The 16,559-nt window shown below is 63.7% G+C and carries 16 protein-coding genes; 3 read left to right on the plus strand and 13 right to left on the minus strand.

Translation table 11 applies throughout. From position 1 onward, the window contains the following. Nucleotides 1-5: 5 nt before the first annotated feature. From B0G81_RS18085 to B0G81_RS18105, 5 genes are all read right to left on the minus strand, one after another. Nucleotides 6-581 carry a TMEM175 family protein gene (locus B0G81_RS18085; RefSeq protein WP_116117734.1) on the minus strand — a complete coding sequence of 192 codons (576 nt, stop codon included), beginning with the start codon at nucleotides 579-581 and terminating at the stop codon, nucleotides 6-8. Nucleotides 582-717: 136 nt separating this feature from the next. Further along, a complete protein-coding gene (locus tag B0G81_RS18090; protein WP_134137856.1) occupies nucleotides 718-1,068 on the minus strand; it encodes a cupin domain-containing protein in 351 nt (116 codons plus the stop codon). 27 nt (nucleotides 1,069-1,095) lie between these two features. After that, a complete protein-coding gene (locus tag B0G81_RS18095) occupies nucleotides 1,096-2,496 on the minus strand; it encodes an FAD-containing oxidoreductase (RefSeq protein ID WP_134137857.1) in 1,401 nt (466 codons plus the stop codon). Nucleotides 2,497-2,622: 126 nt separating this feature from the next. Continuing rightward, nucleotides 2,623-2,811 carry a hypothetical protein gene (locus B0G81_RS18100; protein ID WP_106279765.1) on the minus strand — a complete coding sequence of 63 codons (189 nt, stop codon included), beginning with the start codon at nucleotides 2,809-2,811 and terminating at the stop codon, nucleotides 2,623-2,625. Between the two features lie 222 nt (nucleotides 2,812-3,033). Further along, nucleotides 3,034-5,340: an EAL domain-containing protein gene (locus tag B0G81_RS18105; RefSeq protein WP_134137858.1), complete on the minus strand. Its 2,307-nt coding sequence runs from the start codon at nucleotides 5,338-5,340 to the stop codon at nucleotides 3,034-3,036. A gap of 549 nt (nucleotides 5,341-5,889) precedes the next feature. Here B0G81_RS18105 and B0G81_RS18110 point away from each other — a divergent pair. Next, entirely contained in the window at nucleotides 5,890-6,468 is a 579-nt protein-coding gene (locus B0G81_RS18110) for a hypothetical protein (RefSeq protein WP_134137859.1), read from the plus strand. A 93-nt stretch (nucleotides 6,469-6,561) separates the two neighbouring features. On the opposite strand, the gene B0G81_RS18115 is transcribed toward B0G81_RS18110, so the two are convergent. After that, entirely contained in the window at nucleotides 6,562-7,104 is a 543-nt protein-coding gene (locus tag B0G81_RS18115) for a nucleoside deaminase (RefSeq protein WP_208328541.1), read from the minus strand. Nucleotides 7,105-7,147: 43 nt separating this feature from the next. Beyond that, on the minus strand, nucleotides 7,148-8,278 hold the full coding sequence (locus B0G81_RS18120; RefSeq protein WP_134137860.1) for a BMP family ABC transporter substrate-binding protein: 1,131 nt from the start codon (nucleotides 8,276-8,278) through the stop codon (nucleotides 7,148-7,150). Nucleotides 8,279-8,545: 267 nt separating this feature from the next. Between B0G81_RS18120 and B0G81_RS18125 the strand changes: the two genes are divergently transcribed. After that, nucleotides 8,546-9,295, plus strand: coding sequence for an SDR family oxidoreductase (locus tag B0G81_RS18125; RefSeq protein WP_134137861.1), 750 nt, complete (start codon nucleotides 8,546-8,548; stop codon nucleotides 9,293-9,295). A 52-nt stretch (nucleotides 9,296-9,347) separates the two neighbouring features. On the opposite strand, the gene B0G81_RS18130 is transcribed toward B0G81_RS18125, so the two are convergent. Together B0G81_RS18130 and B0G81_RS18135 are read right to left on the minus strand one after the other, a co-directional pair. Beyond that, nucleotides 9,348-9,674 carry a helix-turn-helix domain-containing protein gene (locus tag B0G81_RS18130; protein WP_134137862.1) on the minus strand — a complete coding sequence of 109 codons (327 nt, stop codon included), beginning with the start codon at nucleotides 9,672-9,674 and terminating at the stop codon, nucleotides 9,348-9,350. 20 nt (nucleotides 9,675-9,694) lie between these two features. Continuing rightward, nucleotides 9,695-11,137, minus strand: coding sequence for a PLP-dependent aminotransferase family protein (locus B0G81_RS18135; RefSeq protein ID WP_134137863.1), 1,443 nt, complete (start codon nucleotides 11,135-11,137; stop codon nucleotides 9,695-9,697). A 169-nt stretch (nucleotides 11,138-11,306) separates the two neighbouring features. Between B0G81_RS18135 and B0G81_RS18140 the strand changes: the two genes are divergently transcribed. Beyond that, a complete protein-coding gene (locus B0G81_RS18140; RefSeq protein WP_134137864.1) occupies nucleotides 11,307-13,622 on the plus strand; it encodes an FdhF/YdeP family oxidoreductase in 2,316 nt (771 codons plus the stop codon). Between the two features lie 3 nt (nucleotides 13,623-13,625). Here B0G81_RS18140 and B0G81_RS18145 read toward each other — a convergent pair whose 3' ends face one another. The 4 genes from B0G81_RS18145 to alr form a co-directional block, all read right to left on the minus strand. Further along, nucleotides 13,626-14,129 carry a M48 family metallopeptidase gene (locus B0G81_RS18145; RefSeq protein WP_134137865.1) on the minus strand — a complete coding sequence of 168 codons (504 nt, stop codon included), beginning with the start codon at nucleotides 14,127-14,129 and terminating at the stop codon, nucleotides 13,626-13,628. Nucleotides 14,130-14,148: 19 nt separating this feature from the next. Continuing rightward, nucleotides 14,149-14,781: a hypothetical protein gene (locus B0G81_RS18150; protein WP_134137866.1), complete on the minus strand. Its 633-nt coding sequence runs from the start codon at nucleotides 14,779-14,781 to the stop codon at nucleotides 14,149-14,151. Between the two features lie 192 nt (nucleotides 14,782-14,973). Beyond that, complete coding sequence (locus B0G81_RS18155; RefSeq protein ID WP_106279757.1) at nucleotides 14,974-15,282, minus strand: hypothetical protein; 309 nt, start codon at nucleotides 15,280-15,282, stop codon at nucleotides 14,974-14,976. A gap of 95 nt (nucleotides 15,283-15,377) precedes the next feature. Then, nucleotides 15,378-16,556 (minus strand): alanine racemase, encoded by a 1,179-nt coding sequence (alr, locus tag B0G81_RS18160; RefSeq protein WP_134137867.1) that lies wholly within the window; start codon nucleotides 16,554-16,556, stop codon nucleotides 15,378-15,380. Between the last annotated feature and the right edge of the window lie 3 nt (nucleotides 16,557-16,559).

A 16,559-nucleotide genomic window follows, 5' to 3' on the forward strand; every position in this document is an offset into this window, starting at 1 on the left:
CACGCTTACGATTCCAGCACGTGTTCGATGCGCCGGTCCGGCACCAGCCACCACGCGGCAGCGAGCGTATAAAGCGCAGCCGAAACCCACGGCACGACAAACGCCAGCGCAATGCCCGTCAGATAGATCACGACCGAAACCTTGCCCTTGATGTCGCTGCCGACCGCCCTGGCTAGTGTCGAGTCCTTGCCGTGCTCGCGGATCAGCACGCCCATCAGAATGAAGTACGCGATCGACGACATGAACAGCACCACGCCGTACATCGCGGTCGGCCAGGAAGCCAGATGGTTCTCGCCGACCCAATGCGTGACGGCCGGCAACAGCGACAGCCAGAACAGCAGGTGGAGGTTGGCCCACAATACCGCGCCGTTGACCTTCTGCACGGCATGGAACATGTGATGATGATTGTTCCAGTAGATGCCGACGTAGATGAAGCTCAGCACGTATGCGCAGAACACGGGGAGCACCGGACGCAGCGCGGCGAGATCGAAGCCTTCCGGCACCTTCAACTCGAGCACCATGATCGTGATGATAATGGCGATCACGCCATCGCTGAAGGCTTCGACACGTCCCTTGCCCATCGGTTGAATTCCTGATGATGAATGCGGTTGCGCGCACCGTTCGCCCGCGTCCCGCGGACGACCCACGCCGTTGCCGATTATCCGCGATGGCCCAACGCTTTGTCGATGCGTCTGATCGATCGGCAGATTGCCGCGTTCAGGTTGCAGCGTCGTCCGGGTAGTAGACGGCGAGCCACACGCTGGGCTCCTGGTCGCTCGTCCATGCCACGCGATGGCGGCAATGCGCGTCGATCAGCACGTGATCGCCGGCCTTCATCTGGTGAGGTTCGGCCTCGCCTTCGAATTCGAGCGCCGCCGCGCCGCTCAATAGCACGACCCACTCGGCGCGCGGACTGTCGTACCAGAAGCCCGGCGGGCTGGCGTGACCCATGGAGACGATCCGCTCGATGCTCACGCCGCCCTGCTCGACCAGCGCGTCGATCTGCTCGTCCGCGTCCGCGGATGCGTGATGATCGAACAGATTGCCGCTTCGGGTTGCGCGTTTCATCGTACGTGCTCCGCTCGCGTGCGCCACTCACTTCATCGGCTTGAGTCCATCGAGCAAGGTCGGCACCAGTTCGCTGATGGTGGGGTGAATATGCATCGCGTACTGCAAGGTCGGATACGGCGCGCCCGCCGTCATGATGTCGATGAACGTGTGAATCGCCTCGTCGCCTTCGATACCGTGAATCGCCGCCCCGAGAATCCGCTTGCTTTCCTTGTCGACCATCACCTTCATGAAGCCGTCGGTCTCGCCGCGTTCGCGCGCGCGGCCCACGCGCGTCATCGGCATGGTGGCGATCAGCGCGTCGCGGCCCGATTTGCGCACCTCGGCCTCCGAGGCGCCGACGCGCGCGAGCGGCGGGTCGACGAACACGGCATACGCCATGATCCGCGTATCGACGCTGCGCGCGCCGCCGTCGAGCAGATTGGCCGCGACGATCTGATAGTCGTCGTAGGAGGTGTGAGTGAAGGCGCCGCGTCCGTTGACGTCGCCGATCGCCCAGACGCCCGGCACGCTGGTGCGCAACTGGCCGTCGACGGGAATCGTGCCGTGCTTGTCCAGCGTGATGCCGGCGGCGGCAAGGCCGAGGTCGTCGGTATTCGGCTCACGGCCGGTCGCGAACAGCAGGTGCGACGCTTCAAGCGCGGGAATGTTCTGCTCGAAGCCGATGCACACTTCGTTCTCGCGATGCGGATGCGGCTCGACCCGCGAAGGCTGCACATTGAAGCGAAATTCCACGCCCTCGCGCGCGAGCACCTTCTGCACGGAATCGGCGAAATCGGCGTCCTCACGCGTGAGCAGGCGTTCACCGCGCACCAGCACGGTCACCTGGCTGCCGAAGCGGCGGAAGATCTGCGCGAATTCGAGCGCGATATAACTCGCGCCGACAATCACCAGATGACTCGGCAATTCCGTCAGATCGAGCAGGTTGGAATTGGTGTAATAGCGAATCCGCTCGAGCCCGGCGAGCGGCGGCACGACCGCGCGCGTGCCGGTGTTGATAAAGATTTCGTCGGCGCTGATTTCGTCGAGGAGATTGCCGTCCGGGCCGCTGATAGCGAGCGTATGCGGTCTGGTAAAACGCGCGTGGCCGTTGAACACGCTCACGTTCTGGGTGCCGCGCAGCCATTTCTCGACGCCATCGCGCGACTGCCCGATGATCTTGTCCTTGCGCGCCTTGACCGCGGCTAGATCGACGTTAATCGCGCCGCCCACCTGCACGCCGAATTCCGCGGCATGACGCGCGACATGCGCGGCGCGGGCGCTCGCTACATAGGATTTGGTCGGCGTGCAGCCGACGTTCACGCAGGTGCCGCCAAAGGCAGCCCGTTCGATGACCGCCGTTTTGCGGCCGCTTTGACCGAGACGCACGGCGAGCGGTGAGCCGCCCTGTCCCGTACCGATCACAACTGCGTCGAAGTGCTGTGGCATGGCAACTCTCCCGAGGCTGGGCTGCTGGTCGTAGCATCTTACCCTTCGGCCCTGGAATCACCATGCTGCGCCGCTCACTACTGCCGCGGATTGTTGCGGATGACTGCTGTTTTCCGTCCGTTGTACTCAGGCGTGGCAATGCACGGCGCAGATCAGCTCGCGCGAACGTTGCAGCGCGGCCTGCGCGCCGCGGGACGCCATCACCCAGCCGACCTGGCCGAGATTGAAGTCCTGCGACACCATCACCTGCATGAGGGCGACCATCGGTAAGACCACCGACGGCCGGTAGAGCTGGTCTCTGATTAAATCTGGCATGACAACTCCCATCGCACGACGCCGCTTCGACATCGCGCTGAATTTACTTTTCGATGGGAGGATTTTAGGGAGACCGGCCTCGCGGATAAATACCGCGAACGCGAAGTCACTTGTCCGGCAAACCGAACAATCCCGTCAGCATGGGCGCGGCGCGCGCCGTTCAAGCCCGTATTCGCAAGCCCGGCAAGGCGTCCGGGCTCGCGTGCGGAACGGCCGGCACGTTCAGGAGGCGTCGGCCACGTTGAGCTGCGCGTCCCACAAACCGCGGGCATACGCACTGGCCCCGACCGGACGGCTGTACAGATAGCCCTGCTGCTTGTCGCAGTCGATCGCGCGCAGGAACGCCGCCTGTTCGGCGGTTTCCACCCCTTCGGCGGTGACGTTCATGCCGAGCGAGTGCGCCATCGCTACCACCGCCTGGGTAATCGCAATCGAGTCGCGATGATCCGGCAAACCCGCGACGAACGAGCGATCGATTTTCAGGTTATGCAGCGGGAAGCGCTTCAGATATGACAGCGACGAATAGCCGGTGCCGAAATCGTCGACGGAAATGCGCACGCCCATGGCATTCAGCGCGCTCAGCATCGGCAGGACGGTTTCGCTGTCGCTCATCAGCAGCCGTTCGGTGATCTCCAGCTCCAGCGCCGTCGGCTCGAGCCCCGATTGCGCCAGACACCGTTCGATCCGCTCCACCAGGCCGTCGTTGAACTGGCGCGGCGACAGGTTCACCGCGACGATCAGCTCCGGTGCCAGCGTGCGCCGCCACTGCGCTACCTGCTCGCAGGCCCGCGCCAGCACGAAGTCGCCAATCTCGACGATCAGCCCGGCATCTTCGGCCACGGGGATGAATTCCCCCGGCGACACGTTGCCCAGTTCGCTGTTGTACCAGCGCAGGAGCGCCTCCGCGCCGATCGTGCGGCCGTCATGGCTGTCGACGATCGGCTGGTACACGAGGCTCAGTTCGTTGGCGGCGAGCGCGCGCCGCAGCGACTGCTCGATCGTGAAACGGCGTTGCAGATGCTGATTCAGCTCGGCGGTAAAGAACTGGAAGTTGTTGCGGCCGCGCTGCTTGGCGTGATACATCGCCGAATCGGCGTTGCGCATGAGTGTGGCGACGTCCTGGCCGTCTTCCGGAAAACGGCTGATGCCGATCGACGCGCCCAGGTAGTACTCGTTGTCCGCCACTGCGAACGGCACCGCGATCATGTCGAGAATGCGGCGCGCGAGGCCGATCAGACGCGCGGTGTTTTCATACGCGCTGACCACGATCACGAATTCGTCGCCGCCGACGCGCGCGAGCGTGTCCTCGGGCGAGATGCACGCCGAGAGGCGCTCCGCCACGCTGCAGAGCAGGGTGTCGCCGGCCTCGTGGCCCGCCGTGTCGTTGACCTTCTTGAAGCCGTCCAGGTCGACGAACAGCACGGCGACGCTCGCCAGTTCACCCATGCCGGACGACATGTCCGGCGTGAACAGGTCGCGCATCCGCTCGGTGAGATAGGCGCGGTTGTAGAGGCCGGTGAGCGAATCGCGGGTAGCAAGGAACTTGAGTTGGCGCTGCGCCTCGCGCACCGGTCCGATGTCGGTAAACGAAATCAGCACCGAACCCGGTTCGCTCTCGCCCGGCTTGATGATCGGCACGACGTTTTCGGTGATCCAGACGATGTCGCCGCCGATCAGCTCCACGCCGATCGTGACGCCGAGCACGGGCTTGCCGGTGCTCAGCACCTGGGCGGTCGGGCGGGCCGTCTCGGCGACGAGCGAGCCGTCCTCGTGATAGGCGCGCACCATCACCGTATGAATACTGCGGCCGACGATCTGCGGGGTCGTGCGCAAAATGCGCTGCGCGCTCGGATTGCAGGCAAGCACGATGCCGTCACGCGACTGCACGACGATCCCTTCGATCAGATGATCGACCACCAGCCGGTGATGCTCCTCGCTGTGCGCGAGGCGCTGGACCATGGTGTCCTGATGCACGGCGAGACCGACGCTGTGGCCGATGTCGCGCAGCATCGCTTCTTCCCCGGCGCTCGGACGGCGCGGCGCGCGGTAGTAGACCGCGAAGGCGCCGAGCACCACGCCGGAATCGTTTTCAAAGGGCACCGACCAGCAGGCCCGCAGACCGAGCGGCAACGCGAGGTGCCGGAAGTCGGCCCACAGCGGATCGGTTTCGATATCCTCGACGACGACGAGGCGCCGCTCGTACATCGCGGTGCCGCACGAGCCGGCCCGTGAACCGATCGCCGCGCCGTCGATCGCGGCGCTGAAATGCGCCGGCAGCGACGGCGCGCCGCCCACTCTGGCGTGCACGCCGTCCGGATCGAGCAACAGGATCGAACAGGACGCGCCTTCCCCCAGCAGCGCTTCCGCGCGGCGGCATACTTCGTCGAGCAATTCCGGCAGCGGCGTGTTGCGGGTGATCAACCGCAACACCGTGCGCTCCGACGCCACCACGGCTTCGGCGAGATTCGGTCCATAGCGGCCTTCAGGCGCTGCTTCCAGCTTGTTTTCTGATGTCGCTTCGCAAGTCATATGTGCGCCCCCTAACCCGACATCGGCAACTTAGTGTACGCGGCACACCGGGGTTTACGCGAGGCCGGCGAATTTAATTCGTCGCGGATGGGAGACGGCCTGGCGAATTGGGCCGGTTGAGGGTCCGAAGAAATGGCGCAAAGGCCTTGCTGGAACGGGTGACGGCGCCTTGGCGCGGGCCGCACGGGCGCGGTTGTTCCGGCGCCTGTTGCACAGGCGGACCCCAAATTATGCCGGGACGCTTCGCGGCGACTTGCCTGGACTCCGCGTGTGACCTGCCGGCCGGTCCCGCTGGTGTGGTGAGTGCTTGTGGTCCCCGCACGGAGCGCCGCATTGCCCTGTGCTGCCGAGCGATGCGTCCGCTCACGGGCGAGTTGCCCGGCAGATGCCTGAAATCATTAAGTCATCCGCCCGCGACGATTCCCTCCGCCCCGGGAGGCAATATCTGGTAACGACCCACCCGAAATCAGGCGTTTTTCGGGCCTCCGTGTTCCGGCAACCCGGTCGATCATCCATTGCATGAAAAAGCCATGCACTGCCCGGACCGCCATGACCCTCTTCCGCCCACTTCTGATCGCCGCGCTGATGCTCGCGCATCCAGTCGCCCACGCCACCAGCTTCGACTGCAACCGGGGACGCTCGCTAACCGAGAAGATGATTTGCAACGACCCCGCGCTGTCGAAGCTCGACGACACGCTGGGGCATCTGTACTGGAAAGCGCGCCGGCAAGTCAGCGACCGGCGCGCCTTTCTCACCGACAGCGACAGCAAGTGGGCGTGGCGTGAAGCGAACTGCCGCGATGCGGTGTGTCTGGGGACGTGGTACGCGACGCGTATCGAGGAACTACGGACGCTGATCGACGGGATGCAAACCGCCACGCCTCCGCCATCCCCGACGCCGTATGACCCCGACACGCGACGCAGACCGCTCATGGCGCCCGCGCAAGCCACCGAGGTGGCAATGCATCAGTGCACGGCGGCGAATCCTGGGATCGCGGTGAACGAGCAGTGTTCCATCGTGCTCAAGGAAACCAGCGGTCAGTGGAAACATCAGCCGCACGGCGGCGACTGGTTCTGCGGCGTCGCGATGCTGGCGCCGGCGGAAATGCAGGCGGACGCCGCGCCATGACCAGTCCGTCGCGCATGTTGGCGCAACGGTGCCGGGCACGCAAGCACGATTGCAACGTCGCGATTCTCTCTCGCGAGCGCGCACCAAGCACAACTAGCGGCTGCTCCAGAATCCGCGCTGCACCGCCATGACCTCGGCTTCCACTTCGGGCACCGGCCCGATCACCTCGACCGGTTTCTGGCAGTGATCGAACACGTACCGGCAGTCCACGCTCATGGTCGGATTCTCGGCGTGATCGCCGGTCGCTTCCAGCAAGCGCTTCTCGGTCATGCCGAACACGACCCGGCCGATGTTGGCCCAATACATGGTCCCGGCGCACATGCAGCAGGGTTCGACCGACGTGTACAGCGTGCAACTCCACAAATACTCAGGCGTGAAGTTCAACGCCGCCACGCGCGCCAGCACCGACTCGGCGTGATTCACCGTGTCGACGTTGCCCTGCTCCATCAGCACCGTCTCCTGATCGGGTCCGACCAGCACCGCACCGAACGGATGATGCCCCAGCAGCGTCGCCCGTTCGGCCACCCGGCTCGAATGCCGCAGATGCCGCACGATCTGCTCATGCGTGGGCGTCAAACCCTGCGGCGGATAGTTGGCGGCCGTTGCGGCGGCCGCCCTCGAAACCGTCAGACTCACGGGCGATCTCCTTGAATAATAGTTAGATTAGCGAAGCAAATTTTTACTTCGGCAGCGAGCCGTCCACGCCCTGCACGAACCAGTTCAATCGCAGCAGTTCCGGATCGCTCAGCGACTTGCCGGCCGCGACCTTCACCGCGCCGGATTGATCCATGATCGGACCGGCAAACGGATTGAACTTGCCGGAGATGATGTCATTGCGCTTCTGGCTCAAGGCCTTTTGCGCGGCCGGCGAAACGGCGTCGGTGTTGATGTCGGCGAGATCGATCGCTTTCTCTTTCAGCCCCCACCACACCGGCGAATTGTTCCATGTGCCCGCCATCACCTGATCCACCAGATGCGTGTAGTACACACCCCAGTTGCTCACGCAGGCGCCGAGTTGCGCATTCGGCCCAAACTTTTTCATATCCGAATCCCAGCCGAACGCATGCACCTTCTTCTGCTCGGCGGTCTGCATGGTCGCCGTCGAATCGGTGTTCTGGATCAGCACGTCGGCGCCCTGGCCGATCAGCGTTTCGGCGGCCTGCTTTTCGCGGCCCGGATCGAACCAGCTATTGATCCACACCACCTTCACGCGCGCACTCGGATTGACCGAGCGAGCGCCCATCGTGAACGCGTTGATGTTGCGCACCACTTCCGGCACCGGCACCGAACCGACGAAGCCGAGCGTGTTCGACTTGGTCGTATAACCCGCGACGAGACCCGCCAGGTAGGCGCTCTGATAGGTGCGCACGTCATAAGTCGCGAAGTTGGCGGCCTTCTTGTAGCCGGTCGCGTGTTCGAACACGGCATCGGGGAAGTCCTTGGCGACCTTCAGCTCGAAATCCTGAAAGCCGAAGCTCGAACCCACCACGATCTTGTTGCCCTTCGACGCCAGATCGCGGAACACGCGCTCCGAATCCGCCGACTCCGGCACGTTCTCCACACGCGTCACCTTGATCTTGTCGCCGAATTTCGCCTCGAGCGCCTTCACGCCCTGTTCGTGCGCGTAGGTCCAGCCGGCGTCGCCCGGATTGCCGAGATAGACGAAGGCGATGCCGATTGGCTGCGTGGTGGCCGCGGCCGCCCCTGCGGCACTGAATGCCAAGGTCGCGCCGAGCGTCGCGGCGAGAACGGTTCGGACAGTTTTGATGCGCAGTGATTGATGCAGCGCTCGCGCCAGCGTTGTTTTCATGGATTCTCCGAAGATGGTTGAAGGTGCCTGCCCCAGCGCTCGGGATAACCCGGGCAAGGCTCCAGCATAGGGGGCCATATTCGAAGGCCAATTTGTGCGGAAAAATTATTATTCGTTATCTCAGCCATAACGAATCCAGTATTCTGGGTAGCATGGAAACACGTTCGATGATTTCGAACGAGTGCGTCGGAAAAGTGGTACGGCAAGCACTCCGCACAGGCGCAATATCACTCTCACTAACCCGCAACACTCTTTCGGAGATTCAAAATGACTCGCTTCCAAGGTAAGTCGGTTCTCGTCACCGGCGGCAGCAGCGGCATCGGCTTCGCGGCCGCCCAGGCATTCGCCAATGAAGGCGCCCGTGTGGTCATCACCGGCCGCGATGCCGACGCGCTCGAAACGGCAAGAAAGGCGCTCGGCGCCAATGCCGTCGCGGTGCGCAACGACGCCGGCTCGGTGGCGTCGGCGCGTGAGCTGGCGGCTGCGATCAGCGCCGCCGGTATCCGCCTCGACGCGGTGTTCGTCAACGCCGGCATGGCGAAATTCGCAGCGTTTCCGGATGTCGACGAAGCCTTCTGGGACGCGATGTTCAACACCAACGTCAAGGGCGCCTACTTCCAGATTCAGGCACTGCTGCCGTTGCTTAATCGCGGCGCGTCGATCGTGATCAACGGGTCGATCAATGCGCATATCGGCATGCCGGCGTCGTCCGTGTATGCGGCGAGCAAGGCCGCGGTGATTTCGCTGGCGAAGACGCTCTCGTCGGAACTGCTGCCGCAAGGCGTGCGCGTCAACGTGGTCAGCCCCGGCCCGGTGCAAACGCCGCTGTACGGCAAGCTCGGCCTCGACGCCGCCGCGCTCGAAGCCACCGCCGCGCAGATTCTCGGCCAGGTGCCGGTCGGCCGCTTCGGCACGCCGGAAGAAATCGCCTCGACCGTGCTGCATCTGTCCGCGCCGGAGTCGGCGTTTATCGTCGGCACGGAAATCATCGCCGATGGCGGGATGAGCCAGCTTTAAGCCACGCTCAGGCGAGCCGCGCACGCGGCTCGCGCTGCCTCTGCCGCGCGATTCAGTGAAGTTTCGGCGACGCGTCCGCCTGATCCTCGTCGGGCGGCCCGCCGTCGCCGTTGCCGTCGCCGTCACCGAACAACTCGCCGCACAGACTTTGGCCCAGTTCGCTCAGGCGCGCCGCGCCCGTGCCTTCCTCGTTGAAAGTGGTATCCACCAGCCCGCCGTCGACGAGCGCCGTCAACTGACGCCGCAAGCCGCTCATCGGCACGCCCGCCTGCTTCGACAGTTTGGCGAGCGACCACGCGCCGCCCGGCGTTTCCCGATGCGCGCGCCACAACTGCGTCAGGATGGCCGCCACCACCGGATCGAGTTCGTCGTCTTCCATGGTCAGTGTCTCCTCCATTTTTATGCCATCCGCGTGACCAGTTCGCCGAGCGTCTTCAAAGCCGCTTCGGTCTGCGCGGTCCACGGATAGCTGTAGTTGAGCCGGATGAAGTGGCGAAAATCGTCGCGCATCGAAAACATCATGCCCGGCCCGACCGTGATGCTGCGCGCGAGCGCCGCCTGGTAGAGCCGCATCGAATCGACGCGCTCGGGCAGTTCGACCCACAGCACGTAGCCGCCCTGCGGCGTCGACATGCGCGTGCCGGCCGGAAAAAACCGCTGCACCATCGCCGTCATGATGCTGGCCTGCTGCCGATAAACCTTGCGCACGTGCCGCAGATGCCGGTCGTAGCCGTCCTGCCGCAAATAATCGGCGACCGCGACTTGCGGCACCGACGGCGTGGTCAGTGTATTGAGAAACTTCAGCTTCTCGACCTGCGCGCGATAGCGTCCCGGCAGCGCCCAGCCGATCCGGTACGACGCGGTCAAACTCTTCGAAAACGACGCGCAGTGCAGCACCAGCCCTTTGGTGTCGAAGCTCTTCAACGTCGATGGCCGCGTCTCGCCGAAGTACAGTTCCTGATAGACGTCGTTCTCGATCACGGGGATCTCGTGCACGGCGAGCAGCTCAACTAGTTGCCGTTTGCGCGCGTCGGGCATCTGGAAACCGAGCGGGTTCTGGAAGTTCGGCATCACCATGCAGGCCGCGACCTTCTGTTCGCCGATCACGTGGGCCAATGCCTCGATATCGATGCCGTGGACCGGATGCGTCGCCACCTCGATCGCGCGCATGCCCAGACGTTCGATGGCGTGCAACATCGCGTAATAGGTCGGCGACTCGACGGCCACCGTGTCGCCAGGTTTGGCGACCGCCTGCAGGCTCAGGTTGATCGCCTCGGTCGCGCCGAGCGTGATGACGATTTCGTCCGGATCGACCGGCACGCCGTTCTCGGCATAACGCCGGGCGATCTGCCGGATCAGTTCGGGGTTGCCGGGCGGCAGGTCGTCGATCAGATTCCAGCTCGCGTGACGTCGCGCGATCGCATTGGCGTACTGATTGATGCGCCGCCACGGGAACAGCGACGGATCCGGATACGGCGAGCCGAACGGCACGGCGTCGTGAGCGCGGATGCTGCGCAAAGTCGACAGCACGAGGCGGCTCACGTCCACGGCGGCGGCTACCGGCGGCGTTGGCGGCATATGGGGCATATGCGGACGGCCGGGCCGCAACTCGTCGAGTGCGAGCGCCCGCGCCGCCGCATCGCGCACGAAATAGCCCGACTGCGGGCGCGTTTCGACAATCCCACGGCTTTCCAGCAACGCGTACGCGTGCAACACCGTCTTGATACTCACGCCGTGCTGCTGGCTCGCCTGCCGCACCGACGGAATACGCTCGCCCGCCGCGAACACGCCACGGCGCACGGCTTCGGTCATTTCATCGGCAAGTTTTTCGTACAGTTTCAAGGACTTGAGTCACACGGGAGCCTAGGCTGAAACGCCAGTCTATGACATAACCCGCCAACTGTATCCCTTTCCTTTCCAATTTTCTGTATGCTGCGCCCTTTTTGGAACACAGTAGGCTTGCAGCTATCGGCTCAACAGCCACGTCCAAGCCCGATCCGGCGGCAACATCATGAAGAAACCCGAAGCTCGCATCGAACCCTATACGCACCCCGCCGCTGGCTGGGGCGCGCTCAAATACGTCGCCATCAACCTGATCAAGGAGAAGGTGACGGGCGGCGACTACCGCATGCTGTTCAAGCAGAACCAGCCGGACGGCTTCGACTGTCCTGGCTGCGCGTGGCCGGATCGCGAGCATGCGTCCACCTTCGAGTTCTGCGAAAACGGCGTGAAGGCCGTGGCCGCCGAGGCAACCAGCAAGCGCGTGACGCCGGCGTTCTTCGAAAAACATACGATCGCCGAATTGATGACGCAGTCGGACTTCGAACTCGAACAGCACGGCCGCCTGACCGACCCGCTCGTCTACGACGCCGTGAGCGACCGTTACGTGCCGATCGGCTGGGACGAAGCGTTCGACCTGATCGCCGATCACCTGAAGCGCCTCGACGATCCGGATCGCGCCGCCTTCTACACCTCGGGCCGCGCGAGCAACGAAGCCGCCTTCCTGTACCAGTTGTTCGTGCGCATGTACGGCACCAACAACTTCCCCGACTGCTCGAACATGTGCCACGAGGCGACCAGCCGCGGCTTGCCGCATACGGTCGGCATCGGCAAAGGCACGGTGACGCTCGACGACTTCGAACACGCCGACACGCTGCTGATCTTCGGCCAGAACCCGGCCACCAACCATCCGCGCATGCTCGGCGAACTGCGCGAGTGCGCCAAACGCGGCGCGACCATCGTGTCGATCAATCCGCTGAAGGAGCGCGGCCTCGAACGCTTTGCAAGCCCGCAGCATCCGGTGGAAATGCTGACGATGGGCAGCACGAAGATCAGCTCCGTGTTCATTCGCCCGAAAGTCGGCGGCGATTTCGCGCTGATCAAGGGCGTCGCCAAGCGCGTGATCGAACTCGACGACGAAGCCTTGGAGTCGGGCCTGGAACGCGTTCTGGATGTCGCGTTCATCGCCGAACATACCGTCGGCTTCGACGCGTTCGCCGATGATCTGCGCGCCGAGAACTGGGACACGCTCGTCGCCGAAGCCGGCGTGCCGTTCGAAGACGTGCTGCAACTCGCCGACATCTATGTGAAGGGGCGCGCCGTGATTTCGACGTGGGGCATGGGCCTCACGCAGCATAAGAATTCGGTGCCGACGGTGCAGATCCTGTCGAACCTGATGATGATGCGCGGCAATATCGGCCGGCGCGGCGCGGGCCTGTGCCCGGTGCGCGGGCATTCGAACGTGCAAGGCGACCGCACGGTCGGCATCGAGGAAAGACCGACTGAGGCGTTTCTCGACCGCCTCGGCGAAGTCTACGATTTCGAGCCGCCGCGCGAGCACGGACTCGACGTCGTCAATACGATTCAGGCGATGCTCGACGGCAAGGTGAAGGTGTTCATTGGTCTCGGCGGCAATTTCTCGATCGCGACGCCCGACACGCCGCGCACGTGGGAAGCGATGCGTTCGTGCGATCTCACCGTGCACATCACGACCAAGCTGAACCGCAGCCACCTCGTGCATGGGCGCGACGCGCTGATTCTGCCGACGCTCGGCCGCACCGAAATCGACATGCAGAACGGCGTGGCGCAAGGCGTGAGCGTCGAGGACTCGATGAGCATGGTGCATATCTCCTACGGCATGAACAAACCGGCATCGGAGAATCTGCTGTCGGAAATCGCGATCGTCGCGCGCATGGCGCATGCGACGCTCGGCAGCGGGAAAGTGGATTGGCTCGCGCAGGCTTCCGACTACTCGCTGATCCGCGACGGCATCGCGCAAGTGATCGAGGGCTTCACCGACTACAACGAGCGCTTGAAGAATCCTGGCGGCTTCCACCTCGGCGTGGCGTCGCGCGAGCGGATCTGGAAAACGCCGAGCGGCAAGGCGCAGTTTCTGGTGCATGCGATCGATATGGCGACGCCGATCCACCAGGCGCGCAAGGAACACGGCGAGCGGCTGATGACGTTGATGACGACCCGCTCGCACGACCAGTACAACACGACGATTTACGGTCTCGACGACCGTTATCGCGGCGTGTACGGGCAGCGCCGCGTGCTGTTCGCCAACAAGGACGATCTCGCGATGCTCGGGTTCGTGGCGGGACAACGCGTGGATATCACGAGCGTGTGGGCCGATGGTATCGAGCGTCACGCGGATGGTTTTCTGCTGGTGGAGTACGACATTCCGCGCGGCTGTCTCGGCGCTTATTATCCGGAGACGAATCCGCTGGTGCCGTTGTCGTCGGTTGCCGACGGCGCGGGAACGCCGACGTCGAAGTCGATTCCGGTTTTGTTGAAAGCTTCCGAAGTCGAGGCGATCGCGGCTTGATCGTTAGACGGGCTTTTTTGCCAGCTCGCGCTGCGTCAGATAGAGACGCAGATCGAACTCGATCTGGTGATAACCCGGTTGCATGAACTCGCAGAGGCGGTAAAACGCCTTGTTGTGGTCGCTTTCCTTCAGATGAGCGAGTTCGTGCACCACGATCATTTTCAGAAATTCCGGCGCGGCCGCTTTGAACAGCGACGCGATGCGGATTTCTTTTTTCGCCTTCAGCTTGCCGCCTTGCACGCGGGAAATGCTGGTGTGCAGACCGAGCGCGTGACGCACGACGTCGAGTTTGCTGTCGTAGCTGACCTTGTCGATCTGGTCCGCGCTGCGCAGGTGTTCGCGCTTCAGGTCGGCGCAGTAGGCGTACAGCGCCCGGTCCGTTTGCACGTCGTGGGTGTTCGGATAGCGCGCGGCGAGGTACTGGCCGAGTTGGTCGTCGGCGATCAGCTGTTTGACTTTGTCTTGAAGCGTGGGCGAGTAGCCGGTCAGGTATTTCAGGTGGGACATGGTTCCGCTCGGCACTCGCTCAAACGCCGCGGCGATTGTCTTCGCAATCGTCCCAGTACCGAAGCGGATCGCGGTGATCGGGATATTCCTTGTCCAGCCAGTCGGACAGAATTTTCCACTGTGGATGGTTCGGGCCGCTGCGCGTGTCCCAGAACGAATCCTTCAGGACGCTGTTGTTACGGCCGCGATCCCGCACGACAATCCGGCAATGGTCGTTCGATTCATGGAATTCCGCCTTCAGGTAGTAGCGCGGAAGGATCTGCAATGCGGCGCCCTCCACGATGCGGCCTTGCGCCCGAACGACGCCGGCGGATTCGATTCGCAAAACACCATCCACCGATTTGTCCGCGCGCCATCCAACCGGCAGCCTGACCACGCATTCGCCTTTGCCTACCTTGATCCAGTCCATGCGCCAGGTGCGCGCGAGCGCATCGCGCATGGCCGCCGCGTCCGCATAGCCGGGCGGTAATTCGAATTGGCCCGGCAGGACGACAAGTTCGTCCCCGCTCGGCGTCACGCTGGCGGGACTGTTGAATGGGTCGTTGTCGAAAGGATTCGCGGGCCGGCTGGCTGTGGTGTTGCTGGTGGTCGGCAAATCCCCGAAAAGGCTTTCGGCAGCACGGCGTGCGCGCTTTGATTTTTCGTTGGCCATTGATTTTCTCGGTTGGGGGCTGGGTTGGCCTGGTGGGAAACACTTGTTGTGCAGATCGACATGCAGATTGCTTTAGCCGAGCCGACGGCTTGAACCCGAGATGCCGAATCGGCGCCTTGGGTTCAAGCCATGCAGAAACCGCTATTGTAGTTTTTCCAGCGGATGATCGTCGATGGCGCCGAGGCGGACCGATCAAACGCGCGGCAGGTCGTCAATGCATTTTTCGACGTGTGCGCCGGGGACGTCGGTGTCAATCCCGTCGTGGCCGTCCGTGTGCGAGACAGAGACGATTTTGGGCCCCAGAAAGCGTGTGCCGCCGAGCGTAAAAAGGGACCAAACAGCATCTCCGCGACGGATCGCGGCGACGACTTCGGGCACTTCGACAATCGCCGTGGGCGACAGCCAGTCACGCGTCGACGGGTCGACGGGAGCCCAACGCACGTGCGTGATCCGGTCGCTCGTCGGGTTGATGCGAACGGCGTCAATAGCAAAGGTAGTCACGTCGACCTCCGTCATCCTGATAAATGGATTCCAGCATTATGCGCCGCTTAATCTGCGGGCGATCAGGTTGACGTGGCCGTGCTACCTCCTGGGCGTCAGCAACGCTCTTTGTCGAAATGGCGAGTCGCGTCGGCATCGACGTGCGGCAAGCTCCGCGCCAGCCGCGGAATCAACTCCATGACCGGTAGCCGCAGCGTTTGCGCCAACTCGTCGATCGCGATCGACTGATCGCCGTCCCGGCCCAGCAGCGTGACGACGCTTCCGGTCCGCGCCTGCGCAACGTCCGTAATATCGACCACGGTATGCTGGAAAGAACGGCGCCCGAGAATACGCGCAGTCTGTCCGTGCACCAGCACGCGGCCCAGCGGCGGCACATGATTCAGTCCGTCCCAGAAACCGATCGGCACCACGCCAATGCGCACACCGCGTTGGAGGCGGATCGGCTCCGCATAGCCGATCCCGAGCACGGATCCGGCCGGATGTTCCTGAACGTGAATAATGCGGCCGCGAACCGCCCGCAACATCGGCCGCAGCGGCGCGCGAGCCATCCAGTCCGCGTCGAGTGCACCGTAGAGAAACCGCCCGGGGTCGACCGCCTGATACGCGAGATGCGGATGCGCGAGCAGCACGCGCGAGCTCGCCAGCATCGTCGTGACGTCATCGAATCCCGCCGCGCGCGCGTCGGCCAGCGCGGCATCGAACACGCCCGCCTGCCGGCGTGTCACGTCATCGCTTTCCGGCGAACTCAGATGCGTGTAGACGCCCTTGAGCCGCACGGTCGATTGATCCCGCAGCGCCGCAAACGCGGCTTGCCATTGGGACGGCAGAAAGCCGAAGCGCCCGAAGCCCGGATCGATTTCGAGGAACGCATCGACGGCGACGCCGGCATGGATAAACGCGCGCAGACTTTCCTGACTCTGGATCGTCACCGTCAGTCCCAACGCGGCGACCTGCGCCGCATCCTCCGGCAAGGTCGCGGCGAACAGCAGAATCTCGCGATCGATGCCGGCGTTGCGAATCGCGACGCCCTCTTCCGGACTGCCGACGCAAAAGCCGTCGACACCCGCTTGCGCCGCCAAGCGCGCGACGTTTGCGGCACCGAAGCCGAAGCCGTCGCCCTTGCAAACGAAGTAGATTTTCGTGGCTCGTCCCACCTGTTCACGCGCGACCGCGAGATTCGCCGCGATGGCGCCATAGTCGAGCTCGGCCCAACTGGGCCGCAGCAGGCGCACGCGCTGGGTGTCGAGAATTGGCTCGATAATTGAAGCGGACATAGA

This window comes from Paraburkholderia sp. BL6665CI2N2, assembly GCF_004366535.1.
GTDB lineage: Bacteria > Pseudomonadota > Gammaproteobacteria > Burkholderiales > Burkholderiaceae > Paraburkholderia.